This window comes from Methylobacterium sp. J-077 (assembly GCF_022829365.1).
Classification (GTDB): Bacteria; Pseudomonadota; Alphaproteobacteria; order Rhizobiales; family Beijerinckiaceae; genus Methylobacterium.
This window is the reverse complement of the sequence record NZ_JAKSYJ010000083.1, coordinates 55,762-81,697: the sequence shown is the minus strand read 5'-3', so window position 1 is coordinate 81,697 and position 25,936 is coordinate 55,762. Positions and strand designations below refer to the sequence as shown.

Sequence of the window (25,936 nt, the reverse complement as noted above, 5' to 3'; positions counted from 1 at the left end):
CGCCGCACTGGCGCGCCGGGATGCACCGGATGATAAGGCGGCTCCGGCAGGATGTCCGCCGAGCCACCATGACAGATGCACGCGCGACTCAGGACGCCGCCCCCCGGGATGCGGCCGTGAACGACCCGGACGCCGAGGCGCCGGAGGGCGAGGCCGTCCGCGCGCCGCTGCTGCGCCCGAGCATCCTCGATCCCCTGTTCGCCCCGGTCCGGGCCCTGCCGGGGGTCGGCCCCAAGATGGCACCGCTGATCGAGAAGCTGCTCGGCACCCCCGAGCGGGAGGCCCGGGTGGTGGATTTGCTGTTCCACCTGCCCCAGGGCGGCGTCCCGCGCCGGCTGATGGGCTCGGTCAGCGAGGCACCCGTGGGCGAGCCGGTGACCGTCGGGGTCACCGTGGTGGCGCACCGCCCGGCCCAGATCGGATCGGGCAAGCGCCCGCACCGGGTGCTGGTGGAGGATGCCACCGGCGACATCTCCCTCGTGTTCTTCGGCATGCCCCGGGCCCGGGTGGAGAAGATGCTGCCGCTGGGCGCCCACCGCTACATCACCGGCCGGATCGACCTGTGGGACGGCACCCGCCAGATGGTCCACCCGTCCCGGATCGTGGACGAGGCGGCCTTGGCCGAACTGCCCGCCGTCGAGCCGATCTACGGCGCCACCGAGGGGCTGACCTCCCGGGCGATCAACAAGCTCGCGGTGGCGGCCCTCGATCGCCTGCCGACCCTGCCCGAATGGCAGGATCCGGCCTGGCTGGAGAAGAACCGCCTGCCCGTCTTCGCGGATGCCCTGCGCGTCGAGCACCGCCCCGAGGAGCCCCTCCCGAAATCCGAGGATCCGCTCCAGCCGCCGCCCGCCACTCCGGCCAGGCGGCGCCTGTCCTACGATGAGCTGCTCGCCTCGCAGCTGGCGCTCGCCCTGATGCGCGCCCGCCAGCGGCGCAAGGCCGGCCGGGTCAATGCCGGCGACGGCGCCTTGAGCGCGCGGATCCAGGCCGCCCTGCCCTTCGCGCTCACCGGTGCCCAGGCCCGGGCGGTGGCGGAGATCCGAGAGGATCTGACCGCCCCGCGCCGGATGCTGCGCCTGCTCCAGGGCGATGTCGGCTCGGGCAAGACCGCGGTGGCCCTCCTCGCCATGGCCTCGGCCGTGGAGGCCGGGCGCCAGGCCGCCCTGATGGCCCCCACCGAGATCCTGGCCCGGCAGCATTTCGAGCGGCTGCAGCCCCTGGCCGGGGGTCTACGCCTGCGCCTGATGACCGGGCGCGACCGGGCCGCGGAGCGCAAGAGCACGCTGGCCGCCCTCGCGGCGGGCGAGATCGACATCCTGGTCGGCACCCACGCCCTGTTCCAGGAGGCGGTGACTTTTCGCGACCTCGGTCTCGCCGTCGTGGACGAGCAGCACCGGTTCGGCGTGCACCAGCGCCTGGCGCTGGGCGCCAAGGGCGAGGCGGTCGATTTCCTGGTGATGACCGCGACGCCGATCCCGCGGACCCTGGCGCTGACCTTCTTCGGCGACATGGACGTTTCGGTCCTCGACGAGAAACCCGCCGGCCGCCAGCCGATCCGCACCCTCACCCTGCCGACCGAGCGGATCGACGAGGTGGTGGCGGGGCTCGCCCGGGCGATCGCCACGGGCGAGCGGGTCTACTGGGTCTGCCCGCTGGTAGAGGAATCCGAGTTCATCGACCTCGCCGCCGCGGCCGAGCGCTTCGACGACCTGAAGCAGCATTTCGGCGACGCGGTCGGGCTGATCCACGGCAAGATGCCGGGTCCCGAGAAGGATTCCGCCATGGCCCGGTTCGCCGCCGGAGAGACCAAGCTCCTGGTCTCGACCACGGTGGTCGAGGTCGGGGTCGACGTGCCCGAGGCGACCATCATGGTGATCGAGCATGCCGAGCGGTTCGGGCTGGCGCAGCTGCACCAGCTCCGCGGCCGGGTCGGGCGCGGCTCCAAGGCCTCCTCGTGCCTGCTGCTCTACCGGGGGCCTCTCGGGCAGGTGGCACGGGCGCGGCTCGAGATGATGCGCGACAGCGAGGACGGCTTCCGCATCGCCGAGGCCGACCTGAAGCTGCGCGGCGAGGGCGAGGTGCTGGGTACCCGCCAGTCGGGCCTCGCGGCCTTCCGGCTGGCGCGGATCGAGAGCGACGGCGACCTGCTGGAGGCCGCCCGGGACGATGCCCGGATGATCGTCGAGCGCGATCCCGGCCTGAAGAGCCCGCGCGGGCAGGCACTGCGGGTGCTGCTCTACCTGTTCGAGCGCGACGCCGCGATCCGGCTGATCGGGGCCGGCTGATAGTGTCGGCCGGGACGCGGCTTTCCTGAACGGCACCGTTCAGGAAAGCCGCCGTTCAGGAAAGCTGCACCACCGGCATGTGCGCTAGGGAACATGCCGCATGGAACCGCCGCCTGATGCATGGCAGGCACGCCCGTCCGGAAAACATGTTCTTACTCAATGGCTTGGCTCCCTAAGTGGAAGCTTCTCCGGAGCCTCAAAGGCGGCGGGAAAGCGCGCAGGCAGGGGTCGTGACCTTGCATCAGCCACAATCTTCCCTTAACTGCAGATGAACGAATGGCCCGGTAAGCCGGGACATCACGGACGAATCTGGAGGACGAACATGTCGAACGGACTGTTCCAAAACCTGCCGGGCTCCCACGAGATGGCCGGTATCCAAGCCCTGCCGACCGAGCCCTGGCTGCTGCCGATCTCGGATCGGGCCGCTGCGGCGGTGACGAAGACCTCGGAAGATCTGCAGGCTGCCGTCCGGCAGGCCGCGCGTCCTTTCTGGCTGGCCGCCAACGGCCTCTGCATCGCGCTGGGCTTGGCCCTGACGCTCCAATGCGCCACCGGCTGGATGGCGACCCCGCCCCGCAGCGCCGTGACGGTCGCCCAGGCGACGCCGCCGACCATCGCGCCGCAGACGGCCTCTCTCCAGCGCTGAGTTCGCTCTCAGGCTGACTCACGGATCAGGGCCGTCCCGCTCACGCGGGGCGGCCCTTTCCTTTGGGCCTCATGCGTCCTGCGGCTCTCGATGGGGGTCCGGGTCGGCCGCCTGCTGCGCCGTGCGCAGGGACGCCGCCATCGCGTGCAGCCGGCCCTGCGGATCCTCCGGCTGGATCACGCCTGCCGACATCACGAGCTTGGCCGCGTCGTCGACGCTGATGTGCAACTCCACCACGGCCGAGCGCGGCAGGTAGAAGAAGAAGCCCGTGGTCGGATTGGGCGCGCAGGGCAGGAATACCCCGACCATCTCGTCCGCGCCGGCCGCGTTCCGGGCCTGGAGCGCCCCCTCGAGTTCCGGGGAGGCGGGCGCCGACAGGAACACCACCGACCATGTCCCCTTCACGGGGAACTCGACCAGGCCGACCGTGCGGAACGAGGTGCCGTTGGCCGAGAAAAGGGTCTCGAAGATCTGGCGCAGGCCCTTGTACAGGCCGGAGATCACCGGGGTGCGGGCCAGCAGCACCTCGCCGAACTCGATCACCGAGCGGCCGACCAGGTTGGCCGTGAGGAAGCCCAGCAGCGTCACCGCCAGGAAGGCGATGACGAGGCCGAGGCCGGGAATCGAGAACGGCAGGTAATGGTCCGGCAGGTAGCTCGCCGGCACCAGCGGCTTCACGAAGGAATCGATCAGCGCGATGAACCACCACGTGATGTAGGCGGTGATCGCCAGCGGCCCGGCCACGATGACGCCGGTGAGGAAATAGGTGCGCAGCCGCCCCCGGGCGCTGACCCGCGTCTTCGGGGTGGCGGGGCCGGGCGCGGATGCGTCGGGCTCGGGAGCCTGAATCGGCGGGGAACTCGGCGCCACGGGTGCCCTCTCGGCCGCTCGATGCGCGGCGATCCTGCCTGGAGGTGATCCCCCGAGGGCACAGGTAGCGGTTGCGCTTGTCCGCCTCAAGGGCGGCGGCCCGACCGATGGAGCCCTGCCGTTCTCAGGGGCTCCGCCCCCGAACCCCGCTAAGGGGTCGAGCCCTTTGGGAACCCGATACTCAGAAGGCCAGGGCCGGCATCGCGTCCCGGGGAATCACGGCGCCGCGATGCGCGATCACGGCCCCCGCCAGGCAATGCGCCTCGATGGCGGCGGCTTCCGGGGCCAGCCCGGCGATGCGGGCCGCGAGGTAGCCCGCCGCAAAGCTGTCGCCGGCGGCCGTGGTGTCGACCACCCGCTCCACCGGGCCGGCCGGCACGGCCGTATCCGAGGCTCCGTGCAGCACCCGCGCGACCGGGGCCGGGCCGTCCGAAATCTTGAGCACGATCTCGGCGCGGCCGCGATGGCGCAGGACCTCGTCCTCGCCTGTTGCGCCGTAGAGCCAGTCCAGGTCCTCCACCGAGGCGAAGATCAGGTCGGCCTGCGCCAGGGCGGCGCGGAACGTTGCGCGGGCCACCTCCCGGTCGGGCCAGCCGCGGGGCCGGTAATTGGTGTCGAACGCGACCCGCCCGCCCCGGGCGCGCAGGGCCGACAGGGTCTCGGCCAGGGCGGCCCGGCCGGCCTCGCCGTAGAGCGACAGGCTGATGCCAGACACGTAGACGAGATCGTCGGCCTCCAGGGCGGCGCGCGTCGCGGCGGCGCCCGGCTCGGAGAACAGGTCCCGGGCGGCGGCGCTGTCGCGCCAGTAATGGAAGCTGCGCTCCCCAGCTGCGTCGGTGCGGATGATGTAGAGCCCCGGCATCCGGCCCGGCAGCCGGCGGATCCGGCCGAGTCCGATGCCCTCACGGCCCCAGGCCTCCACCATCGCGTCGCTCCAGGGATCGTCCCCCAGCGCGGTCACGTAATCCACCGTCACGCCCAGGCGGGCGAGGTAGAGGGCGGTGTTGAGCGTGTCGCCGCCGAAGCCGCGGACGAGGCTCCCGTCCGGCCGCTCCGACAATTCGACCATGCACTCGCCGACGCAGGCGACCTTCATGCGGCTTCTCCCGTGCGGGCCACCGACCGGCCCGGCGACGGACGGGCCTCGTTCGGCCCGGCCTGTCAATCGCGCGGCTTCACGCCCGGGCTGCGGGCATTGCCCGCTGATCCAGTCCAGGATCCGGCACGGTCACCACCGCAGATGGAGGCATCTGCGACCTCGCTATTCGGGCAATAGCTCTGGATGGACGGATTCTCGCTCTGCTGTTGAGAGCCGGAATTATAAAATTTCACGTCTGCGCGCGACGTCGCTTTTCGATCAATGTCAGATATAAATTGGTATTTGCCGGCAGGAGGAATGTTTCTGGTATAATGTGTATTTTAGTTTGATGTAACATTAATATGTATCTGTCAGGCATCAGCGATGCGCCGATTTTTACCGATCGAACGAATGAATTTTCCAATCGTAAGCGAAGACGCGCAGTTTTTATCGATCTCAGACAATGAGTACCGAGATTGGCGCATATCCGATCTACCTGCACAGCGGGGTGCATCGGAAAGAAGATACGCATATTATCTTCAAAATTATGCACGAATGAAGCCGATGTGTATCGATCTATCCAAAAGGGGGACGTTCGATTGTTGCGCGCCACAAGACACGCCGCAGCCTCGCATCGAATGCCGAGCGGCGGGTTTCGATCGCCGGTCCAGAGGAACTGCGTCGCCAATCCACGTCTCGGACGACAGGCTTGGCCGAATGGGTCCGACAGGTATGGGGGTCGATCGATGGCGGCGCGCAGGCCTTTAAAATCAAGACTATAAAATCGAGATAACCTGAGATGTTTCATTCCGCCCTCAGCGCACTGACGTTTTCCTCCGGGGAATTTCTGACGATCACCGAGAGCCGGGGGTTGAGCGGAGCCTGGAGCTGGGTGCTCATGAGCGGCGAACAGATCTGGTCGCCGGGGTTCTTCCGTCTTCTCGGCCTCGTCCCGAATGCCGCGAAGGCGAATTACGACCTGCTCCTGAGCCTGGTCCATCCGGAGGACCGGCACCGGCTGCCATCGCTCGGCGAAGTCCGGCAGGGCCACGTCCCCCGCGAGACGATCGTCCGGGTGATTCGCCCGAACGGCACGATGCGTGTGCTCTCGCTGGTGATGGAGGCACGCTTTTCCGGGGATGGCCGACCCGTGGCCGTCAACGGCACGGCGCTCGATGTCACCGACCGCGAGCAACTGGCGCTGATGCAACAGGACGAGCGGCGGCGGCGGGGTGCCCTGTATCTCACCGAGCACATAACGACCTACTCGGTCGGGCTCGATCTTCGCTTCGAATTCCCCTTCGAGGTGGCGCAGGTGCATGGACTACCGCATGATGAGATCTGCTCCAACCCGTACCTGATGATCGTCCCTGAGGAGCGGCATGCCTTCCAGGAGGCCGCTCAGGCGCAGATCGACAGACAGCAATTCTTTCAGGGCACGGCCCACGAGCGCTTTGCCAACGGCGAGCTCTGGCATTTCAAGATCATCACGGTGCCAGTGCGCGATCCGGATGGCAGCTATCTCGGACGCTGCGGGCTGAAATACCCGGTCCGAAGCTCCATGCCGGTCTCCGCGGCTCTGGGCGAGGGCCTCGACCAAGCCGTGACCGGCCATCATCTGCGCGCCGCCCGGGCCCTGCTCGACTGGTCGATGATGGAGCTGGCCCAGGCGAGCGGCCTGTCGCATTCCACCGTCCGGCGCCTGGAAGAGGACGGCGAGCATCGCGGGAGCCGCACCCGTCTCCAGGCCGTGGCGTCGCTGCGCCAGGCCGGCATCCGCTTCATCCTGATGGACGACGGCATGCTGGCGGTGGCGAAGGGCTAGCGCGGACCCGGTTTCGGGCCGCCCTGAAAGCTATCCGGAGATCGGCCGCCTCGTCCCCGAATGAGCGCCGCGACCGGCGGGCGGAGCACGTGCAACACGCATTCCGGGATAGCCCCGGCGCGCATGGGTTCAGGCTGTCGGATGCGCAATCCTTACGGCGCGCGTCCCTCGCGGTCGGTCCGGTCGGCCCAAAACCGGGGCCCGGTCCGCGTGGGGACGCGCGCGTACGCTCAGCCGACCTTGTGGCCGAGCTGGATCGCCTTGGCGATCTGCGAGCGCCGTTCGGCGTAGCTCGGGGCGACCATCGGGTAGTCGGCCGGCAGGCCGAACTTGGCGCGGTAGCGCTCGGGCGTCAGGCCATGGGCGGTCAGGTGGCGCTTGAGCGTCTTGTACGACCGCCCGTCGATGAAGCTGATCAGGCCGTCCTGGCCGATCGAGGCCTCGATCTGCACGGCTGTCGGGCCGGTCCAGGCCGAGGTCGAGCCGGCGGTGCTGCCCTGAAGCACGGAGATGGCGGTGTGAACCTGGTCGATCAGAACCGGCAGCTCCCCCGCCCCCACGGGGTTCCGCGATACGTAGGCTGCGACCAGTGAAGCCGTGCACTTGATCAGGTCGTAGTTCGGTTCCTGGGTCTTTTCATGGAATTCGATCGTGTTCATGATCCCTTCGCTTCAGGTTGCCGCAGAAGCCCAAGCTTGAGACTAGAAGATACCGACAATTTTACCGGATCTCTTCGCTCGAACTTCTGCCGGACTGCTGATGCTCCGCCAAAATTGGCAACTAACAATACGAAAATGCGGCGAATTGTCCAGGGTTTACCTCGGATAGTCTTTGAGCAATTTTTGCTCCACGATCACAACACGAGGTTGTCCATCTTTCGGCTCGTGACACATATCGCTCATTCACGAATGCCGACGCAGCGCGCATGTGCGTCGCCCGCCACATGTCGCTTCCTCGACCGCTGCCGGTGCTGATCGTTCGCGGATGATCCAAGCCTTGGGACGAAGGAATGGGCCCGTTTAAGCCGGGGAACACATGATCCGATGCTATCCGGCCCTTCTCAGGACACCCCAGCATTGTCGATCGAATGCGAAGAGAGAAAATTGTTAACCAACAGAACGAATTCGGAATTTTTCGACGCCGAATGAAAGTGTTGACGTTAAATTTGCCTAAAAATTTCCGTGATGCTAGGTGTCGTTGCGATCATATTTGAGCCTGAACAACCTATGTAAATCGGATTTTACGATGAAAAGATTGATTTTTGCCGTATTTATCGAAATTATACTGTCACGTAGTCCATATGCGGCGGATCTGATCAATAAAAATCTCGCAGAATCGGAGGGTCTGCCGGCGTGGGCCGGGCTCTACAGCGGCCTGTTCGCCGGATACGGAGGCCTGGACAGCGTGACACGGTTCGACTGCATCGGGCCGAACGGGAGACGCGGCGCGGTCGGCTGCCCGATCATCGAGACCCGGAAGGGAACCGATGGCGCGTTCATCGCGGGTGGCGAGATCGGCTACAACGGGCTGTTCGGAGCCCATCTGCTGATCGGCGGCGCGGCGGATTACCAGTTCACCCGCCTCTGGGACTACGGGTCCCGCGAAGGGACTTTCCCGGCCGTCAGCGGGGGCGCCTACCCGTTCAGCACCGCGCATGCCGGGCAGCGACTGGATAATCTCGCGACGCTGCGCGGGAAGGTGGGTCTCGTTGCCGGCCGGACGCTGGTCTACGCCACCGGCGGCCTCGCGATCGGCAACGTTCGCGTCGACACGACGCAGAGGCTGCGTGGCCGCTTCAATGATGATTACGATGCCCGCGAGGGAGAGCTTCGCACCGGCTACGTGGTCGGCGCCGGCCTCGAATATGCGTTCAGCCAGCATCTCTCGGCCAAGATCGAGGGATTGTACTACGATCTCGGCAGCCGCGCGGTCTTCGACGATACGACCCGTTATCGCATGGGCACGCACGCCACCACGGACGGGTTCCTGACCCGGGTCGGCCTCAATTACCGGCTTGGCGATGGGCTTCCGGTTCTGCCGCCCGCAGGCGCCCCGGCGGGCTCCGGCATCTGGGATTTCGAGGGCGGCCTGCGCTATTTCTACAGTTCCGGTGGCCCGCGCTACACACTTGGATCTGCACGGACGCCCGGACAGGTCAATTCCCGGTTGACCTATCAGAACACCGAGGCCCATGCCGGCGAGGGCTTCGCGCGGGTCGACCACAACCCGACGGGCCTGTTCGCCAAGGGCTTCCTGGGTTCGGGCGGCGTCACCTCCGGCCGCCTCTACGACGAGGACTTCCCGCCCGCCATACGCCCCTACACGAAGACCCTCTCGCGGATCAAAGACGGCGACATCAGCTACGGCGTCGTCGATGTCGGCTACACGGCGCTCCGCCGGGACGGCTTCAGCCTGGGCGGTTTCGTCGGCTACCAGTACGACGCCGAGTTGGCCAACGGATATGGCTGCACCCAGGTCGCAGGAGGCACGATCTGCGCGCGCCGCAACGTCGTGCCGAGCGACATCAATGTTTTGAGCGAGAACCTGCGCTGGAATGCGCTGCGCATCGGCCTCGTCGGCGCGGCGCGGTTCGATCGGTTCAAGGTCAGCCTGGAAGGCGCCTATCTACCCGTCGTCGCCGTGACCGGCGTCGACCGCCATTGGCTCCGGCCCGACATCAACCCGCTCCCGCAACGCGGTACCGGGGATGGTTACTTCGCCGAAGGTATTCTCTCGTACGACCTGACGCCGTCCGTCAGCGTCGGTATCGGCGGCCGCTACTGGCGGATGCAGACGGGTTCCGGCCGCATCAGGTTCCCGTTCTCCCCCGGCAGCCCGACGAAGTTCGAGACCGATCGCTACGGCGCCTTCGCCCAGATCTCTTACAAGCTGTCGGATCTGGGGCTGGGCGGAGCGGACGTTCCGCCGGTTCTCGCGCGCAAGTACTGAATCTGAGCGGAGCCGAAGCTCGGGAGCGGTGACCGGTTCGGGTGAGACCGGCGCCGTATCCCGGGCTTTGTCTTGTCGGGTGGTTTGGCGGAGCCGATCTTGCCCGGTGGATACCATCCTCGGAGACGCGGCGGCCGCAATGGTTTTAAGGAAGTCATCAGGCGACTCGTGGAAGGTGCGGGTCGCACGCGCGCTTCCGAAGACGACCTGTCATGTCCCATCGCTCCTCCCTGCTCCACCGGCATGACGGCCTCGATCCGGATCGCCCGTCGCGCGCGGGCAATGCCCGGATGGCACCGCTCTGGCAGGTTCTGGTCGGGGGGGAGGCTGTCCGCCGCCATGTGCACCTGATCCTGGCCGCGGGCGTGGCTCTGGCCCTCCTGGGCGTGGCCGTGACGATCGATGCCTTCGCGGGGGCGGTCCACATCCCGGAACGCTGGTTCGGCCTGCTCCTGCTCGCCGACGGCCTCGGCTCGCTCGGCGCCGGCCTGATCGCCGCGGGGGCGGCCCGGCGGCTGCGGGTCTTCAAAGGGCTGTTCCTGTCCCTGGCCGCGATCCTGATCATGATGGCCTCGTCCACGAGCTTCTTCCTGCTGGCGATGCTGTTCGGCACCGCCTTCCTGGTCGACGGCGCGATCCGGATCATCCTCGCCGGCCTGCTGAAGTTTCCCGAATGGCGGACCTCGGTGGCGCTTGGCGCGCTGGGCGTGGCCTTCGGCCTGTTCCACCTGCAGCCCTGGCCGACTTGGTATGTCGGCACCGTCGGCTACTGCATCGGGATGTTTCTCATCCTCAACGGCGCGCGGCTGGCCCTGGCGGGGCTGCGCACGCACCGCCTAGCCCCGGAGCCGGTCGCGGCGCCCGCCGCGGCGTCCGACAGCCTGACGGTCTATGTCTGGACCCCGACCGGCCAGGCGACGACGCCCGCCGCGCAGCGGCTGGTCCGGCGCTACGTCGCGTCCGTCGACGGGGCCGGGCGGTATTCCACCGGCCACGCCGCCCTGGAGCAGGGGGACGACCTCTACATCAGCCATTACCCCGCGGTGGAGATCGATCGCTCCCCGGCCAACCTCCGGTCGAGCCTGCGCGCCGGGCCCGAGAACGACGTCCCCGGCCGGTTCCTGCCGTCCCATCGGGAGGAGGTCGCGGATTGGTGCGAGGCCACGGTCGCGGTCACGCTGAACGGCGTCGACGGCGCCCGGTTGCGGGCGTTCTGGGAGGCCTATCGGCGGGACACCACCTACAATTTCATCAGCCGCAACTGCTCGACCACGGTCGCCCGCGCCCTGGACGTAGCCGCGGAGGGCGCGTTCAGCCGCGACGGGCATCCCTGGCGCAACCTCGCCAACGCGTTGACCAGCCCGGAATTCTGGGCCGCGGCGCTGCTGCGCAACGGCGCCCGGTCCATGACCTGGACCCCCGGTCTGGTTCTCGACTACACGCGGGCGCTCAGCGCCCTGGTCGACCCGGCCGCGCCGGTGACGACCATTGCCTGGGCGAGCGTCGGCCGGCGGTTCGTCCGCAATGGGCGGGGCGAGTCGCTGACGCGGTTGTTTCAGCTCGCCCGGCGCCGGCCCGCTTCGGATGCGGGTCCGACCGAAGCCTGAGAGCGTCGTCGCGCCCCTGCCCTCCGGCGCGCGGCGCGCCCGGGTCAGCGGGCCGTGCGGCCGGCGGCGAGGTCGGCCGCGATGGCCTGCATCACCGATAGCGTATCGACCTCGTCCTGCTCGGCGCCGTGGTCGCTGAGCTTCACGATCACGGTGCCGGTCTCGCGATTGACGTAGACGTACTGGCCGTAGACGCCGATCGCCGAGATGTCGCTGTCGTCGCCCCCGGGGGCGTGCCACCACTGCGCTGAATACTGCCAGCCATCGACCGCCCGGCGCGCCGGCGTCTCGATCCGGTCGATCCAGCGGGCCGGGATGATGCGGTTCTGCCCGGCGCGGCCCTGATCGGCCACCAGAAGCCCTAAGCGGGCGAAGTCGCGGGGCGTGGCGTTGATGCAGCAGAACGCCTTCTCGATGCCGCCGGCCCGGTCGAGGTTCCAGGTGGCGTCGGCCTGGGCGCCCATCGGCTTCCAGATCCGCTCCGAGAGCAGGTCCGCCAGGGGCTTGCCCTCGACCCGCGCCAGGATCAGGCCGAGCAACTCCGTGTCGATGCTGCGGTAGCGGCCCTGGCTGCCGGGCTTGAACGCCAGATGGGCGTTGTCGCGCACGAAGGCGGTGATGTCGCGCGTCAGGTACATCCCGGCGGTGCCGGTCAGCGGATGCTGCGGGTCGTAATTCTCCGGCACGGCGATGCCGCTCGTCATGTCGAGGAGGTCGCGCACGGTGATCTGGCCGAACACCGCGGCGTGGCGCAACTCGGGCAGCAGGGCCGAGACCCGGTCGGTCTCGGCGAGCTTGCCCCCCGCCACCGCGGCGCCGACCAGGAGCGACACGATCGACTTCGCCACCGACCAGGACGGGAACAGGGTCGTGGGTCCGGTCCCGAGGCGCTGCCATTCGTGGATCAGGACCCCGTCCTGCACCACCAGGAAGGCGTTGGTATGCGTCTCCGCCAGCATCGCGGCGAGCGGGACCGGCTTCCCCTTCCAGGGGACGCGCTCCAGGATCGGGGCCGGCCGGAACGCCAGGTCGTGGGCCTGTGCCGGCGCCTGCACGACCCGGCTGGGGAACCACGGTCCGATCGCGGATGGCTCGAGGACCGCCAGAGCCGCCAGGGTGACCGGATTCGGAACGTCGATCAGCGCCGTGGCGGTCCAGGCGCAGGCCGCCGCTACGACGCCGCCGGCCGCGGCGATCACGCCCCAGCGCGTGCCCCGCCGGCGCCCCGGGCGGGGGCCGGCCGAAGGCTTCGGGATCGCGGACGACGAGGTCATGGTGGATCGGTGTCGCTCTGGATCGTCACGGTCAGGGCGCCGTCGATCGGGGTCTCGGCGCGCGGCGACCATGATGAGGAGGCGTTAACGAAGGGCCAAGCAGGTCGGACGTTGCATTCGGGGCTCCGCCGCGCGAGCCCGGCGTCGGCGATCCAAAAATGTTCATCGATTCGGTGGACAAGGATTGTCGAAGTCTGGCCGCATCTTATGGCAGGCTGCTGCAGCGCACAAACTGCAGCCTGTCGTCATTGTCTGATCGTCTATGCTGACCTGAAAACCGAGGTTCATTTGAAACTGGCTCCGTTCCTCCACAAAAGGTCTTCCGCGCGATGAACCCTTTCCTCATCCTCGGGCTCGCGATCGGCGCGGAGGTCACCGCCACCCTGGCGCTGAAGGCCGCCGACGGTCTGACGCGGCCCGTACCGACCCTGATCGTGGCCGTCGGCTACGGCACCGCCCTGTGGCTGATGTCGAGCAGCATGGACATGCTGCCGATCGGGGTGGTCTACGCGATCTGGTCGGGGGTCGGCATGATCGGCGCAGCCCTCGGCGGCGCGTGGCTGTACGGCGAGGCGATCAGCCCGACCATGCTGGTGGGGATCGCGATCATCGCGGTGGGCGTAGCCGTCCTGGCGTCCGGGCAGGGCCAGCACTGAGCCGGTTCCCTGGGCCGGCGCGGGACGTTGGCATCGGCGAACTGGTCGGATCGGGCAAAAACCCCTCACGGCGTTTCCTTTTGATCCCCGAAGGGAACCGTCATGGCCACCATCGAACCAAGGCGCAGGCCGTGCCAACGCCCCGGCACCGGTTGGCGGCCGGTGTGTCTCCCGGATGACACCGGGCCTTCGGCCGAGCCCCCTCCCCGCCGCGAGATCGTCCGGGCGCGGGTGCCGGATCCCGTGCCGCGTGGATCCCGGAGACGATGCTATCGGACTGACGACACGTCGGTTTTCCGGCCGGGCCGGCGGACCGGCCGCGGGCGCCCCTCTCGCCCGGAGCGATCGGGCTCCGGGCCTTCCCGGCTGTCCACCAGCGCCTGGAGGCTGCTGCCCTCCGCGAGGCGCGGACGACAGCTCGCCACATCCTCGCCGCGAACGTGCACGCAAGCTTGGCGCGTACAACGACGGCGGGAGGCGATGCCGCGATGGGGCGGCCGTCTCGCACCGAAACGAGGCTGCAGGAGGACGGAGCGCTGATGCATGCAGGGTAGCGAGAGGACGAAGACGGTTTCAAGATGGGTCGTCCTGGCGCTCGCCGGCGGCCTGGGTGCGTGCAACACCGCTTCACCCCTGACCACAGGATCGATCCCAGACCGCAAGCCGCCGCTGGTCGTCAGCGATGAAGAGCGCGACTGCCTCGGCCGGGCCATGTATTTCGAGTCGAACCGCAGCGACGAGGGCGGCCTGCTCGCCGTCGGCACCGTGGTCATGAACCGCCTGGAGGCCGCGATCTTCCCGGGCGGGATCTGCGCGGTCGTCGGACAGCCCGGCCAGTTCGCGCCCGGCGTGCTCACCAAGCCGATGCAGGACCGCGACCTTCAGAAGGTCGCCGACGCGGCCGACGCGGTGCTGGCGGGCGAGCGGCACCCGAAGGTCGGAAAGGCGATGTATTTCCACACGGCGGGCCATCACTTCCCCTACAAGAACATGCACTACGTGGCCGTGGCCGGCGGCAACGCCTTCTACGAGAAGCGCGACACGCGCGCGGCCAGGAAGGAAATGCCGGCCTCCGTCGCGCTGCCCGCAACGGTCTCGAGCTATGCGGCGGGCCCGGTGCCGCCGGCGCAATAGGGCGCCCCTCACCAACGATCCGAACAGCCCCGCCTGATCGGGTCGTGGATCGGCGGGGCACCGGGAAGGTCCCTGCCCCGGCGCACGCCCTGAGCCCGGGCATGTCGGGCCGCCTGGTAGGTATCGTGCGTCCGAGGCGAGGCGGCGATCAGTTTCCTCGGGCGTCAGCGAACCGAAGCTCGATCTTAAAGTTGTATGCTCTCATTCAACTCGGCTCTTGCGCGACGATGTCTGAGGATGACGGTTTCAGCCGCATGGTGGAGGCAGCCATCGCGGCGCACGAGCTTCTGCTCGCGCATGGCACGTCGACCATGCAACTCCTGTCGCGGTTGCTGCTGATCGAGGTCGGCGCCGAGATCGCCCTGCGAGGCGAGGCGGAAACCGCCGCGAACGACAACCCCGACGGTCCGGACGGTTAGAGCCTCGCCTCGCAAGGTGGTCACCGGCTTTCGGAAAAAGACGATGCTTCAGGGGGCGAAGAAGGCCGATGCATCGGGCCAGGCTCCGCCGATGTTGTCGATCGGGCCGGATTGACCAGTCATGTCAGACGAAGTGACAACAGGATTTGTGGCAAATCTGTTATTCCGTTCCCCCGCCGGAGGGGACGGCGTTTACATCGCCCGACGACGCCTTAGCTTGTCGGTTGAAACTACCTACGAATCGCGGAATTCCTGCCGATGATCGCCCACAGGGTAGCGCTCACCGGCGCGGTCCTCATCCTGAGCATCGCGCCGGCGGCCTCTCAGTTGCGCCGCCCGATGACCTGTACGGAGGACGTGTCGGTGGGGCTCGATGCAGCCCCCGTCCCCGAAGGTGCAAAGCCGCAGCCGCAGCCGCAACGGCCGCGGACCTTCTCGCTGGTCGCCAGCGGTGGCTTTCTGACCGTCATCTCCGCGGGGCGCTCCGATTATTACGAATGTCAGGTGGCATCGCCGCGCCTGAACGAGCGTACGCCGCGCAACGCGATCAAATGCCAGAACGGCGTGTATTTTCTTCTGATCGATTTGAACAAGCTGAACTTCGTCGAAGCGCAGCTGAATCCGGAGGATCGCAGCGAGATCAAGGTGAGCTATGGAAGCTGCCGGAGCTTGTAACGCATTGTCCTCGATGCGCTATACAGGACGATGCGCTGACGTGACTCAATCCATCCGGATGAGAATGTAGGCCGAGATTGCGATGACGGCGACGGTGACGGCGAACAGCAGCAGCGTCTTCGCGAAGGGGTTGTCCGGTGGGTCTGGCGCGTCGTTCATGATGCTCCCCCAACCCCGGAAGGCGGGTGGCGTCTGCCGTTCGGCTCAACGTATGAGCGGCCAATTAGCGGCATCCGCATAGCGTATTCAGTAATCTTCGCTGTTGGCGCTGAAGAATTCGTTTCTCATGCGAGTATCTGGATCGGGCCGTGCAGCCGGCGCCGGCACAGGCTTGGCGGCTGGCGACGTGATTCGGCGCGGCTGCGGATCCCCTTCGACGGACGGGGCATTACTGGCAGAACCGTGTCGCCGCCGGGGTCCATTGGCCGAATCCCGTCGCGACCATGTTGGCGACGACCCGGCAGATATACTGCTTCTGCGCGGCATTGTTGTTCGGGCCGGCATGGTAGCGAGCCACCGCCATGGTCCAGCTGCCCTCCCGCTTCTTGAGTTCCCGGAGGAATTGCGTCGCGTACTGGACGTTGGCGTGCGGGTCGATCATGGCCTCGACCGAGCTGAACTTGCCGCCGTGGTAATGGTGGTTGATCTGCATGCAGCCGAGATCGATCAGGCGCACGCCCTTGCCCCGCGCCGCCGCGAAGCGGGCGAGCACGTCCCGCGGCCCCGTCGCGAAATAGGCCGTTCCTTCGATGTTCATGGCATAGGGCTGCAGCGAGCCGCGTTTGCCGGTCTCCGTCAGGCCGACGGCGTAGAGCACGCCCAGCGGCACGCCGTAGCGGGTGGAGGCGCGCCCCATCTCGTCCTCGCAGACATTCGCCGCAGCCGGGACAGCGCTAGAGATAAACGCCGCCGTCACGAGGACGTACCGCTTCATCCGTCCGTTCTCCTTCGCGTCTGCTGACGGCCTGCCGCTGCTCCTGCTGCCGTTGCCGGGCGCCCTCGTTGCCCGGTCGGGCGCCGCCGTCGGTGAATGACGGTGAAGCCTGCTGCTGGGAGCCGCCGGGTGCCGCTCCCGCCTCGGTCGGACGGGCCTGCCCGACGATGACCTCGGCCTGGTAGCTGCTGTGACTCAGGAGGTCGGTGAGGATCGCCGTGTCCTTGTGCAGGAGCGCGGCGGTCTCCGGCTGCGAGGCGCGCAGATGCGTCTCCAGCTGACCGTTCGAGAGCCGCATCTCCACGGTGACGACCCCGAGGTCCTCCGGCCGAAGCTGGATCCTGAGCACGCGCAGCGGCCCCTCCGGGACGGCGTTGGCGGCCGGATCGGCGTGGATCCGGGACTGCGATGCAGCCGCGGTCGCGCGCGCGAGTTCCTCCTTGATGGCCGTCGCGATCAACGGCAGGGATCCGGCGGGCAGGCTCGCGGCCGCCCCGGTCCCGTCATGCGGCCCCGTCGCCGACGCGGTGCCCTCCCCGCGCTCGCCGACGGAGGCCAGGATGGCCCGCTCGACCCCGGAGACGGCGCGGCCCTGGGCGGGTGCGATCGCCATCGGCTTCTCGGGCTCGGCCTCCCGATCGGCAGCCGCCGCGACGGCGCGCCGCGGATCCGGCTCCGACCGGATCTGAGGCGCGAGCTTCAGCGCCGCCGCCGCATTCATGGCCACTCCTTCGGGCCGGGCGATCTGCGGATCGGCTATGCCGATTTCGGTTTCGGCGGCGGCCGGTTCCATCGGGGCCGCATTCGCGGCGTCGGGCGCCGGCGCACCAGCGGGTACGACCGGCCTGAAATGAACCGCGTGCCGCGGATCCGGCTCGGACCGGATCTGAGGCGCGAGCTTCAGCGCCGCCGCCGCATTCAGAGCCGCTCCTTCGGGCCGGGCGATCTGCGGATTGGCTGTGCCGATTTCGGCTTCGGCGGCGGCCGGTTCCATCGGGCCCGCATTCGCGGCCTCGGGCGCCGGCGCACCAGCGGGTACGACCGGCCTGAAATGAACCGCGCGGCCGAGCACCTCGACCTTCGACGCGATGGCCTGGGGCACCTTGGCGATGTCCGGGCGGGCCGCACCGTCCGTAGGCACAGCACTGTCTGGGAGTGGCTTATCCTTCGCGCCCGCTGCCTTGTCGACGGATGCTGTCGCGTCCGCCTGAGGCGTAAGAGGCTCCGTGTTCCCGGAGGGAGCCTCGATAGCGACCGGCGCAGATCCTGACGGAGATCCGCTGGCCGGTGCTGCGGTGGAACCCGGTGCCGAAATCGACAGGCTTCCTGTCGCGGGAACGAGGACCGCCGCAATGGACCGATCCTGGACCGGTGCAGCGGCTTTGGCCACGGCCGCGGTGGGAGCGGGCGGTAAAGCGATGTTCAGGAGGTTCGCCAACATCGCCGTGGCAGAGACGGCCGGCGCAGGCGTCGGCAGAGCAGCCGTCGCCGCTGTTGCCGGAGGAGCGTCGTCGCTGTCCGCGTCGTCGGGCTTGCCCTTCACGACCTCGGTATCGGTCGTCGACGGCGTACCCGCCCCCGAGAGTTCGCGCAGCACGGACCCGAAGGCGCTCTCGCGCCCCGTCCCCGCCTGCTGCGGAGTATCGCCGTTCGCGTTGGACGGCGCGACCTCGCGATCGGGCTTCGGAGCGGGATTCTGAACCGCGGCCGAGATCGGATTCACGGGTTTGACCTCCGAAGGAGTTGGTCGACTTGGCCGATCATGGCTTCGGCCTTGGGGATCAGGCTGCCCGGATCGTCCGCGGCTGCCACCTGCGCCTGCGCACGCTTCGACGCCTCGGCATCCGGCGGGGCGGGGGCACGGGCCAGCCCGCGCCCGATCTGCTCGGCCATCGACAGAGCCGCGTCGAGGAGTTGGATGTCGCGCGCTGGCAGCCTGGCCCTGTCGACGGCCTTCAGCTTCCGCACGGCCGTCTGGAATGTCGCCAGGGTCACGATCTCGGCAGCCGCGCGGTAGAGCTGGGCCTGGGTCGCCTCGAGACTCTCCGGAGCACAGAGCACCAGCGCCTTGTCGGCCGCCATGAGGGCCGAGCTGGTCTTGCCCTCTTGGACCGCCGTCCGGGCGATCAGCAGGTAGAGATCCCGCCGGCTCTCGGGGGCGAGTTCGTTCATGATCCTGGTGAAGGATGCGAAGCGGGCCTCGTCCCGGCCGAAATCGAGCTGCATCAGCTGGTACGCGAAGCGCTGCCGGAAATTACCCGCGTAGATCGAGTGCTGAAAGCGGCGCAGGTACTGGATCGCCAGGACCTCGAGCTTCTTCAGGTCGCCGCCTTGCCCGAGGGCGAAGATCTCGCGGCGCAGCGCGCCTTCCTCGACGAGCGTTCCCGGCAACAGCGACCGGACGCGATCGAGGAGCGTGATCGCGCGGACCGGATTCTCGTTCACCGTGAGGGCGGCCTGCGTGAGGGTGATCGCCCCGGCAAGCGTCGGCGGCAGCGTCGCCGTGTCGACGTCCCTCAGGAGGCGGTTCGCCTCGGCCTCCTGGCCATCGATATAGGCCAGCGCGCCGCGCGCGAGATTCGTCTCGGGCGTATCAGGGCTCTCCTGATTCGTCAGGCGCCGCAGGATCGCCGGGCCGCCGCCGCTCAGGGCGAAGACGATGGCCGCCTGCACGTTGTGCCGATCGGTCCAGACCTCCGGGGCCGCTTTCAGAAGGTCGCCCTCGATCCGGGCCATGAGCGCGGGCTGGCTCTCGTGCGCGGCCAGGGATCCTGTGGCGATCCGGTCCTGCAGCAATTGCAGCGTGCGCACCCACGCGACAGGACCGCTCTTGCGGCCCGGCGGGTCAGCGGCTGGGGCCGTCGGGGAAGCCTCGGACACCGGAGGTTGCGCCGTCTGCGGAGCCGCCTCGGTCGGCGTCTGCGGCACCGGGTTTGCGGCAGCCGGGTACGGACAGAGGTTGAGAAGAGCGCCGAGGGCGATCTGCGTGATCCACCTCATCCCGGAGCGCCTTGCAAAAGAATCTCGATCCGGCGGTTCTCGGGCGCCTTCGGATCCGTAGTGTTCCGCGGCATCCGGTCGGCGGCGCCCTCGATCCGGGCGATCCGGGCTTCATCGACGCCGGCCCGCGTCAGCATGTAGGACGCAATATGGGCGCGCGCCGTCGAGAGCCGCCAATTGTCGTAGACTTCGGAGCGGAACGGGCGACTGTCGGTATGGCCGCGGATGACGATCTTGCCCGGACGCCCGGCCAGGGCCTTCGCGAGACGCTCCATGGCCCGCACCATCTCGGGGCGGGGCTCGGCCGAGCCCACCGCGAACATGCTGAAGTTCAGGTCGTCCGTCACGTTGATCAGGAGCCCCTCCGGCGTTCCCTGGACCTCGACATGCGGCCCGGACGCGCCCGACGCGGAGGGGGCGAAGATCGTGGTGATCTCCGCCTTCAGCGCGGCTTGGTCGGCCTGCGCGGCGGTTTGAGCCGAGGGCTGCGCCGGTGTTTGCGCGGCCGATTGGGTTTGGATCGGAGCCTGGCCCGCTTCCGGCCCGTTCACCGGCGCCTTGGCGTCCTTCGCGTCCTTGGTGGTGTCCTTGGTCCCGGCGCTCTCGGGCGCGGTCGAGGAGGTGCGTCCCGCGCCGCGTGCGTCAGGCTGGGTCCGGGACGGCAGCGGCGTGATCCCCGTGGGCGCGGACCGGTCCGTCTTCGCGGGCGAGAGGGTGATCACCTGCCAGTACAGCGGATCGAACGGATCGCGCGCGGCGTCCCCGCCCCGCCGTCCTGCTTCGCCGACATCGCCGATCGTCGCGCTCTGAGGCTTGTCGGGCTCGGCTTCGGCGGCAAGGGCCGCCAGCACCGCGTAAGGATCCTGGAACAGCTCCCGCTCCCGAGGTGTCGAGCCCGGCGGCAAGGGGCTGCCCTTGTCGCTCTGGCCCGCGCCGGCTTCCGCTTGATTCGCCGTGTCGCCCTCCCTCGGATCGGCGGTGTTGGGCTGGGCATCGGTCAGCCCCTTCCGCGTCGGCAGGGCCTCGGATAGGCTGATCGGATTGAAGTAATTCGCGATACTGGTCTTCGTCTCCTCGTTCGTGGCTCGGATCAGCCACAGGACGAGGAATAGCGCCATCATGGCGGTCATGAAGTCCGCCAACGCGATCTTCCAAACGCCCCCGTGGTGCTCCCCATCCTCCTCCGGCCCCCGGCGGACGATGATGATCTCGGTCTTCTCGTCGGCCATGCTCAGCGATCCCCGAGCAGGGCGGCGACGCGCTCGCCCCACGCCTGAAGCTGCGTTTCGACGACAGTCCCGTTCATCCGGACGCGCAGGTCGGGGCTTCCGTCGGATGCCGTGACGAGCCGGCCAGGGGGCAGGTCCAGGCGCTTCGCGAGCGCCTCCACGAGATCCGCGGGACCGGTCACCGCGAGCGTTCCCGAACGGTCGTCGGCCAGGACGGACGACACGGTCTCGTGCAGGTCGCGGAGCGCCTCGCGCCGCAGGGCCTCGGCCAGGAAGGGCTTTAGGACCCGCGTCAAGCTCTGCGCCAGCTGCGCCTCCAGCGTCCGGACCTGCTCGGTGAAACCGTTCGCCAGGACTGCCGATTCCGCGTCCACCCAGCGTCGCCGGGTCTCCGCGAGGGCGGCCGCGCCGGCTTCCCGTTCGGCCGCAATGGCGGCCCGGGCCGCCTGGGCTGCCAGAGCCTCGCCTTCACGGCGACCTTCCGCCCGTGCCGCGGCCGCGATGGCGTCCAGATCCGGCGGCCTCGCGGGCGCCGCCGGCGGTGCGCTCGAATCGACCCGCTTGGGTATCAGTGCGGCCAGGGCGGAGGAGGAGCGCTGGCTCGTTCCCGAGAAGACGGTCCAGACCGGCGGTGCCTCGGCCATCACGCGGCCTCGTCACGGCTGAGCCATTGCTTCAGGATATTGGCGACCTGCTCCTCGTCGAGCTCGACCAGCTGCTCGAGCTTCCGGATCGGCGAGTGCGCGATCCTTTCCGTCAGGTCCTCGATGAGGTTGGGTTCCGCGGCTGCCACGGCTTGCTCTGCCTGCAGCCTGTCGAGCGTGTCGGACTCGGGCGCGGCGAGCGCCAGCTCGGTCTCCGTCTCGGGTGATCGGGCGAGAATCGCGTTGACGGCCGGACGCAGGCCGAACCAGATCAGCAGGCATCCGACGATCAGGATCGTGGCCGCGTTGATCAGGGTTCCGGACTGACGCATCAGGACATCGCCGATCCCGAGCGCGGGAACGGGTGCGAGGGGCTGGCCCTCGTTGACGAAGCTGACCGCAGCCACCTTGATCTGGTCGCCCCGCGCCTTGTTGAAGCCCGACGCGGAGGCGACGAGCTGTTCGATCTCGGCGATCTGCGGCTCGAGTTCGATCTTGGCCGCGTCCTTGCCGGCCTCCTTGCCGGGATTGGCCAGCGCTTCCAACCGGGAGCGGTTCACCAGCACGGCCACGGACAGGTTCTTCACCGTGTAGCCGTCGCTGACGGTCTGGACCGTCTTCGAGGAAATTTCGTAGTTGGTCTGTTCCTCGCGGCGCTGACTTTCGGAACTCGAATTCTCCGCCCCGCCGGACTGGACGTTCTGGTTGGGCAGGTTCTGCTGGGCGGTGGTCGGCCTCTGGGCTGCGCGATTCTGCGAGCTCTCGGTTTCCTTGATGACCCGGGTCCCGCGCTCGACCTTCTGGTCCGGGTTGAAGAGCGTCTCGTTGGTCTGGGTCTTGTCGGTGTTCAGCCGCGCGACCACGCTGACCTCGAAATTGTTGGTCCCCAGATACGGCGTGAGCGTCCGGCGGATGTTGTCCTGGATCTCACGGTTCGTGAGCTGCTCCAGCGTCGCCATGCGGCCGGCGGGCGCGGTGGCGGCGTCGTCGCCGGAGAGCAGGATCGTCCCGTCGGTGTTGAGCACCGTCACCTTGTCGGGCTTCATGCCGGGGATGGCCGCGGCGACGAGCTGGCGGATGGCGGGCGCGGTCGAGGGATCGTTGGCGGGCTCGGTGCGCACCACCACGGAGGCGGAAGCCGGCTGCTGCTCGCGGCGGAACGAGCCGGGATCGGGCATCACGATATGGACGCGGGCGGCCTTGACGCCCTTGAGCGTCTGCACCGTGCGGGCGATCTCGCCCTCGAGAGCCCGGACCCGGGTGATGTCCTGCATGAACGAGGTCAGGCCCAGCGAGCCCAGATCGTTGAACAACTCGTAGCCGGCCTTGCCGCTCTGGGGCAGGCCCTTCTCGGCGAGCAGCATCCGGGCCTGGGCGGTCTGCCCGTAGCTGACCAGGACGGCGGTGCCGTCGGAGCTGACGTCGAACGGAACGCCGGCATCCTTGAGCACGGCGGCCATGCGGCTGACGTCGTCCCGGCTCAGGCCGGTATAGAGCGGCTCACGGAGCGGGCGGCTGAGATAATAGGCGCCGAGGCCCACGGTCACGAACACGGTGAGCCCGACGAGACCCAGGGCGATCAGCCGCCGCGGGCCGAGCTCGAGGATGTTCGTCCATAGCTTTTCGAGGTGCTCACGACCGGGCATCGGCAAGGCTCAGCTTCCACCGCAGTGGCTCGGCGCCAGCGTGCCGGATCAATCTTGCGTGGGGGTGGTGCCCGGCGGCGGCCCGCCTCAAAGAGAAGGGCCGCGCACCCGAAGACGCGCGGCCCGCATCACCCCGAAGGGACGATGCTGATGAGGGTCAGGGACCCGGAACTTAGCTGCGGAACAGGCTCAGGATCTGCTGGGTGGTGGTGTTGGCGATCGTAAGCGACTGGATACCGAGCTGCTGCTGGACCTGGAGGGCCTTCAGCTTGGTCGACTCTTCTTCCATATCGGCGTCCACCAGGATGCCGATGCTCTTGTCGTTGTTCTTGATCAGCGTGTCGACGTAGTTCGACTGCGACTGGATCTGGCTCTGCACCGCGCCGAGCTTCGTCGCGACGTTCGTGATGTTGGTCAGGACCTTGTCGGCCATGTTGACGTAAGCGTGCAGCATCGACAGGTCGCTGTTCTGGATCGAAGTGATGTCAATCGTGTCGACGCTGAGCGTATACGCGACGTCGTAGCCGTACTCGTTCTTACCGAAGACGGCGTATTGTTTGTCGAGAATGCCGCCGCTTCCGTCAGAGCCACGGCTCGTCGCACCAGTCGCACCAGTCGCACCAGTCGCACCCGTCGCACCCGTGTCACCCGTCGCACCCGTCGCAGTGCCTTCCACGATGGCATTCTGTTTCTTGGCGTCGGCTGCGAGATCGTTCTGGGCCTGCTGCCACGTCGCGTTCGCATTGTTGTAGTTACTGACGGCGGTGGATCCCTTGTCGCTGGCGGTGTAGGTGGTTTGAGCGTCCGCCCAGGCCTTCTTGGCGGTTTCGTATTTTTCAATCTGGGAACCCGTGCCACCCTTGGCGCCAGTCGCGTCCGTGCCCTTCACCGCGCCCTTAAAGCCCGGCGTGGTCGCAGCACCGCTCGCGCCAAGTGCCGCAGTCTGGGCGTCGTAGAGCTTCGTATCGTCCACGTCGACCGTGACGGTGCCGACCGCGATCTGGCCCTGCGTACGGGTGAAGGACGACACGATCTTGCGGTCGGCCGTGTAGTTGCCGGAAGCAGAATCGACCGCCAGCCACGCCTCGCCGTTCGTGGTCGCGGTGCTGGCGTAGGTCCGCAGATCCGTCATGCGGGCGCTGATTTCCGACTGGATCTTGGCGCGATCGACGTTCGGGTTGAGCGCCGCCGTCAGCTTGTTCTTGAGATCCAGGAAGGTGTTCTTGACCGCTTCCAGACCGTTCACGGCACCGTTCACCGTGGCGAGGCCGAGGCCGATGGCGTCCTTGACGGCGCCGAGCGAGCCGTTGTCGGCGCGGATGGTGGTGGCGATCGACCAATAGGCGGCGTTGTCGGCGGCGACGGCCACCTTCTGGCCCGTGGCGACCCGGTTGCTCGACTTCTCCAGATCCTGGTTCGTGGTCTTGAGGGTGGTCAGCGCCGTCATCGCGGCGGTGTTGGTCAACAGGCTCGACATGAGGATGTCCCTTCAAAGAGAAGACGTTCAGGGGACATGTCGGATTTTCACCGGCATAGCAGGGCGGCATCATGCCTTTGACCCGGCGTGCCGAGCACGCAGTCAACCCGCTATCGATCTCTCAACCGTTGGTCTGATCCGGTCGCTCTTATCGGACCGATCAACCACGCGTTGGCAGGCCTCAGATGAAGAACTTTCAACAGCAAGTCAATAGCAGGCGCTGCGCCTTGTGAAAATTTTGGTCCTTGCAGCGTGTTTCATGAAAGACTTTGTTTGAAACTTCAAAAATACGACCGTACAAGTCCGCTGATGAGCATGTTCCAGCCATCGATCAATACAAAAAACAACACCTTGAACGGGAGTGAGATCACCGTCGGGGGCATCATCATCATGCCCATCGCCATGACCAGCACCGCCACCACCATGTCGATGACGAGGAACGGGAGCGCGATCAGGAAGCCGATCTCGAATCCGCGGCGCAGCTCGGAGATCATGAAGGCCGGGATCAGCACCCGGAGATCGGTCCGGCTGCCGGCCTGGGCCTTCGGGTAGGCGGCCACCGCGATCTCCGCGAAGGTGTCGAGATCCTTCGGGCGGACATGGGTCAGCATGAAGTCCCGGAACGGATCGGTCACCTTGGCGAAGGCCTCTTCTTCCGAGATCCGGTTCTCGGTGAGCGGGCGGATGCCGTCCTGCCAGGCGCGGTCGAAGGTCGGGCCCATCACGTAGAAGGTCATGAACAGCGAGAGGCTGATCAGCACCATGTTGGCCGGCGCGCCCTGCAGGCCGAGCCCGGACCGCAGGAACGAGAGCGCCACGACGAATCGCGTGAAGCTGGTCATCATGACCAGCAGGCCCGGCGCGACCGAGAGGACGGTCAGGAGGGCGATGAGCTGGATCATCCGCCCGCTCATCGAGCCGTTCCCGGGCGGCAGGACCTGATCGAGGCTGAACGATTGGGCGCTCGCGGCCGTGGCGACGAGAATCAACGAGCCCGCCAGAAAGACGCGGCGCAGCATGGCGTGACCGATCCTGATGTTCATCGGACGCGCATCCGCGATACGGCCGGAAAGGGATGTTTTACTGGACGACGAGCGTCTCGATGAAGAAGTCGCGGACCTGGCTCTTGGATCGCTGCTGGACCCGCTCGGCCAGATCCTCGCGCAGATGGACGAGGCCGCTCGGCCCTTCGATCTGCGCGAGCGACAAAGTGTGCAGATAGCCGAGGAGGTCCTGGCGGATCTCGGCCGCGACGGCTTGAGGATTGGAGAATGTCCCGGTCTTGACGACGATCGAGGCTTCGAGCCGGATCCAGACATCGCTGGGGCTGGCGAGGTTGGTCACCACCGTGCCGATACTCGTCAGGCTGAAGCTCGCATCGTAGGCGACGACCTTCTGGACCTGCTCCTCCTCGAGTTTATTTCTCTCGTTCACGGCCTTCTCGACGGTGGAGATCATGAACAGGCCGCCCGCGCCCCCGACGCCGACCGCCAGGACCGTGAGTATGGCGAGCAGGAGCAGCCAGCGGAGCTTGGAGCGCGGTGACGCGGCATCTGACGCCATGATTCGGGTTTCCGCTGTCGGG

Annotated in this window: 22 protein-coding genes; 9 read left to right on the top strand and 13 right to left on the bottom strand. The window is 67.7% G+C overall.

Features of this window, described 5'->3' with window-relative positions:
• Positions 1–68 precede the first annotated feature (68 nt).
• Both recG and MKL11_RS06245 read left to right on the top strand, forming a co-directional pair.
• Positions 69–2,288 carry an ATP-dependent DNA helicase RecG gene (gene recG / locus MKL11_RS06250; protein WP_243941315.1) on the top strand — a complete coding sequence of 740 codons (2,220 nt, stop codon included), beginning with the start codon at positions 69–71 and terminating at the stop codon, positions 2,286–2,288.
• Positions 2,289–2,610: 322 nt separating this feature from the next.
• Complete coding sequence (locus tag MKL11_RS06245) at positions 2,611–2,934, top strand: hypothetical protein (protein ID WP_243941313.1); 324 nt, start codon at positions 2,611–2,613, stop codon at positions 2,932–2,934.
• A 69-nt stretch (positions 2,935–3,003) separates the two neighbouring features.
• Here the strand turns inward: MKL11_RS06245 and MKL11_RS06240 are convergent, their stop codons facing one another.
• Both MKL11_RS06240 and MKL11_RS06235 read right to left on the bottom strand, forming a co-directional pair.
• On the bottom strand, positions 3,004–3,804 hold the full coding sequence (locus MKL11_RS06240) for a DUF502 domain-containing protein (RefSeq protein WP_243941311.1): 801 nt from the start codon (positions 3,802–3,804) through the stop codon (positions 3,004–3,006).
• 181 nt (positions 3,805–3,985) lie between these two features.
• Positions 3,986–4,900, bottom strand: coding sequence for a sugar kinase (locus MKL11_RS06235; RefSeq protein ID WP_243941309.1), 915 nt, complete (start codon positions 4,898–4,900; stop codon positions 3,986–3,988).
• 880 nt (positions 4,901–5,780) lie between these two features.
• On the opposite strand from MKL11_RS06235, the gene MKL11_RS06230 reads away from it, so the two are divergent.
• Positions 5,781–6,707: a PAS domain-containing protein gene (locus MKL11_RS06230; RefSeq protein ID WP_243941307.1), complete on the top strand. Its 927-nt coding sequence runs from the start codon at positions 5,781–5,783 to the stop codon at positions 6,705–6,707.
• 230 nt (positions 6,708–6,937) lie between these two features.
• On the opposite strand, the gene MKL11_RS06225 is transcribed toward MKL11_RS06230, so the two are convergent.
• Positions 6,938–7,366, bottom strand: coding sequence for a MucR family transcriptional regulator (locus MKL11_RS06225; RefSeq protein ID WP_243941305.1), 429 nt, complete (start codon positions 7,364–7,366; stop codon positions 6,938–6,940).
• Positions 7,367–7,916: 550 nt separating this feature from the next.
• On the opposite strand from MKL11_RS06225, the gene MKL11_RS06220 reads away from it, so the two are divergent.
• Positions 7,917–9,656, top strand: coding sequence for a hypothetical protein (locus MKL11_RS06220; protein ID WP_243941303.1), 1,740 nt, complete (start codon positions 7,917–7,919; stop codon positions 9,654–9,656).
• A 212-nt stretch (positions 9,657–9,868) separates the two neighbouring features.
• Positions 9,869–11,263, top strand: a complete 1,395-nt coding sequence (locus tag MKL11_RS06215) for a DUF4105 domain-containing protein (protein ID WP_243941301.1) — start codon at positions 9,869–9,871, stop codon at positions 11,261–11,263.
• Between the two features lie 44 nt (positions 11,264–11,307).
• Here the strand turns inward: MKL11_RS06215 and MKL11_RS06210 are convergent, their stop codons facing one another.
• Positions 11,308–12,537, bottom strand: coding sequence for a serine hydrolase domain-containing protein (locus MKL11_RS06210; protein WP_243941300.1), 1,230 nt, complete (start codon positions 12,535–12,537; stop codon positions 11,308–11,310).
• 329 nt (positions 12,538–12,866) lie between these two features.
• Here MKL11_RS06210 and MKL11_RS06205 point away from each other — a divergent pair, with 329 nt between their 5' ends.
• From MKL11_RS06205 to MKL11_RS06190, 4 genes are all read left to right on the top strand, one after another.
• The gene (locus MKL11_RS06205) at positions 12,867–13,193 is read left to right on the top strand and encodes a DMT family transporter (RefSeq protein ID WP_243941298.1); all 327 of its coding nucleotides are present in this window, start codon (positions 12,867–12,869) and stop codon (positions 13,191–13,193) included.
• Between the two features lie 543 nt (positions 13,194–13,736).
• On the top strand, positions 13,737–14,327 hold the full coding sequence (locus MKL11_RS06200; RefSeq protein WP_243941295.1) for a cell wall hydrolase: 591 nt from the start codon (positions 13,737–13,739) through the stop codon (positions 14,325–14,327).
• A 254-nt stretch (positions 14,328–14,581) separates the two neighbouring features.
• Positions 14,582–14,746 (top strand): hypothetical protein, encoded by a 165-nt coding sequence (locus MKL11_RS06195; protein ID WP_243941292.1) that lies wholly within the window; start codon positions 14,582–14,584, stop codon positions 14,744–14,746.
• Positions 14,747–15,004: 258 nt separating this feature from the next.
• Complete coding sequence (locus tag MKL11_RS06190) at positions 15,005–15,421, top strand: hypothetical protein (protein ID WP_243941290.1); 417 nt, start codon at positions 15,005–15,007, stop codon at positions 15,419–15,421.
• A 388-nt stretch (positions 15,422–15,809) separates the two neighbouring features.
• On the opposite strand, the gene MKL11_RS06185 is transcribed toward MKL11_RS06190, so the two are convergent.
• The 9 genes from MKL11_RS06185 to MKL11_RS06140 all read right to left on the bottom strand — a co-directional run bounded on the left by MKL11_RS06185 (position 15,810) and on the right by MKL11_RS06140 (position 25,914).
• The gene (locus MKL11_RS06185; protein ID WP_243941288.1) at positions 15,810–16,355 is read right to left on the bottom strand and encodes a transglycosylase SLT domain-containing protein; all 546 of its coding nucleotides are present in this window, start codon (positions 16,353–16,355) and stop codon (positions 15,810–15,812) included.
• Entirely contained in the window at positions 16,315–18,078 is a 1,764-nt protein-coding gene (locus MKL11_RS33380; RefSeq protein ID WP_243941286.1) for a flagellar hook-length control protein FliK, read from the bottom strand. The genes MKL11_RS06185 and MKL11_RS33380 overlap by 41 nt, the downstream gene beginning before the upstream one ends.
• Positions 18,075–19,355: a chemotaxis protein gene (locus MKL11_RS06175; protein WP_243941284.1), complete on the bottom strand. Its 1,281-nt coding sequence runs from the start codon at positions 19,353–19,355 to the stop codon at positions 18,075–18,077. The genes MKL11_RS33380 and MKL11_RS06175 overlap by 4 nt, the downstream gene beginning before the upstream one ends.
• Positions 19,352–20,584: a MotB family protein gene (locus tag MKL11_RS06170; RefSeq protein ID WP_243941282.1), complete on the bottom strand. Its 1,233-nt coding sequence runs from the start codon at positions 20,582–20,584 to the stop codon at positions 19,352–19,354. Before MKL11_RS06170 ends, MKL11_RS06175 begins: the two co-directional genes overlap by 4 nt.
• A gap of 2 nt (positions 20,585–20,586) precedes the next feature.
• A complete protein-coding gene (locus MKL11_RS06165; RefSeq protein ID WP_243941280.1) occupies positions 20,587–21,228 on the bottom strand; it encodes a hypothetical protein in 642 nt (213 codons plus the stop codon).
• Complete coding sequence (fliF, locus tag MKL11_RS06160; RefSeq protein WP_243941278.1) at positions 21,228–22,874, bottom strand: flagellar basal-body MS-ring/collar protein FliF; 1,647 nt, start codon at positions 22,872–22,874, stop codon at positions 21,228–21,230. The genes MKL11_RS06165 and fliF overlap by 1 nt, the downstream gene beginning before the upstream one ends.
• A 172-nt stretch (positions 22,875–23,046) precedes the next feature.
• Positions 23,047–24,351, bottom strand: a complete 1,305-nt coding sequence (locus MKL11_RS33040) for a flagellin (RefSeq protein ID WP_279600308.1) — start codon at positions 24,349–24,351, stop codon at positions 23,047–23,049.
• A gap of 281 nt (positions 24,352–24,632) precedes the next feature.
• Positions 24,633–25,394 carry a flagellar type III secretion system pore protein FliP gene (gene fliP / locus MKL11_RS06145; protein WP_409565819.1) on the bottom strand — a complete coding sequence of 254 codons (762 nt, stop codon included), beginning with the start codon at positions 25,392–25,394 and terminating at the stop codon, positions 24,633–24,635.
• 37 nt (positions 25,395–25,431) lie between these two features.
• Positions 25,432–25,914, bottom strand: coding sequence for a flagellar basal body-associated FliL family protein (locus tag MKL11_RS06140; RefSeq protein ID WP_243941276.1), 483 nt, complete (start codon positions 25,912–25,914; stop codon positions 25,432–25,434).
• Between the last annotated feature and the right edge of the window lie 22 nt (positions 25,915–25,936).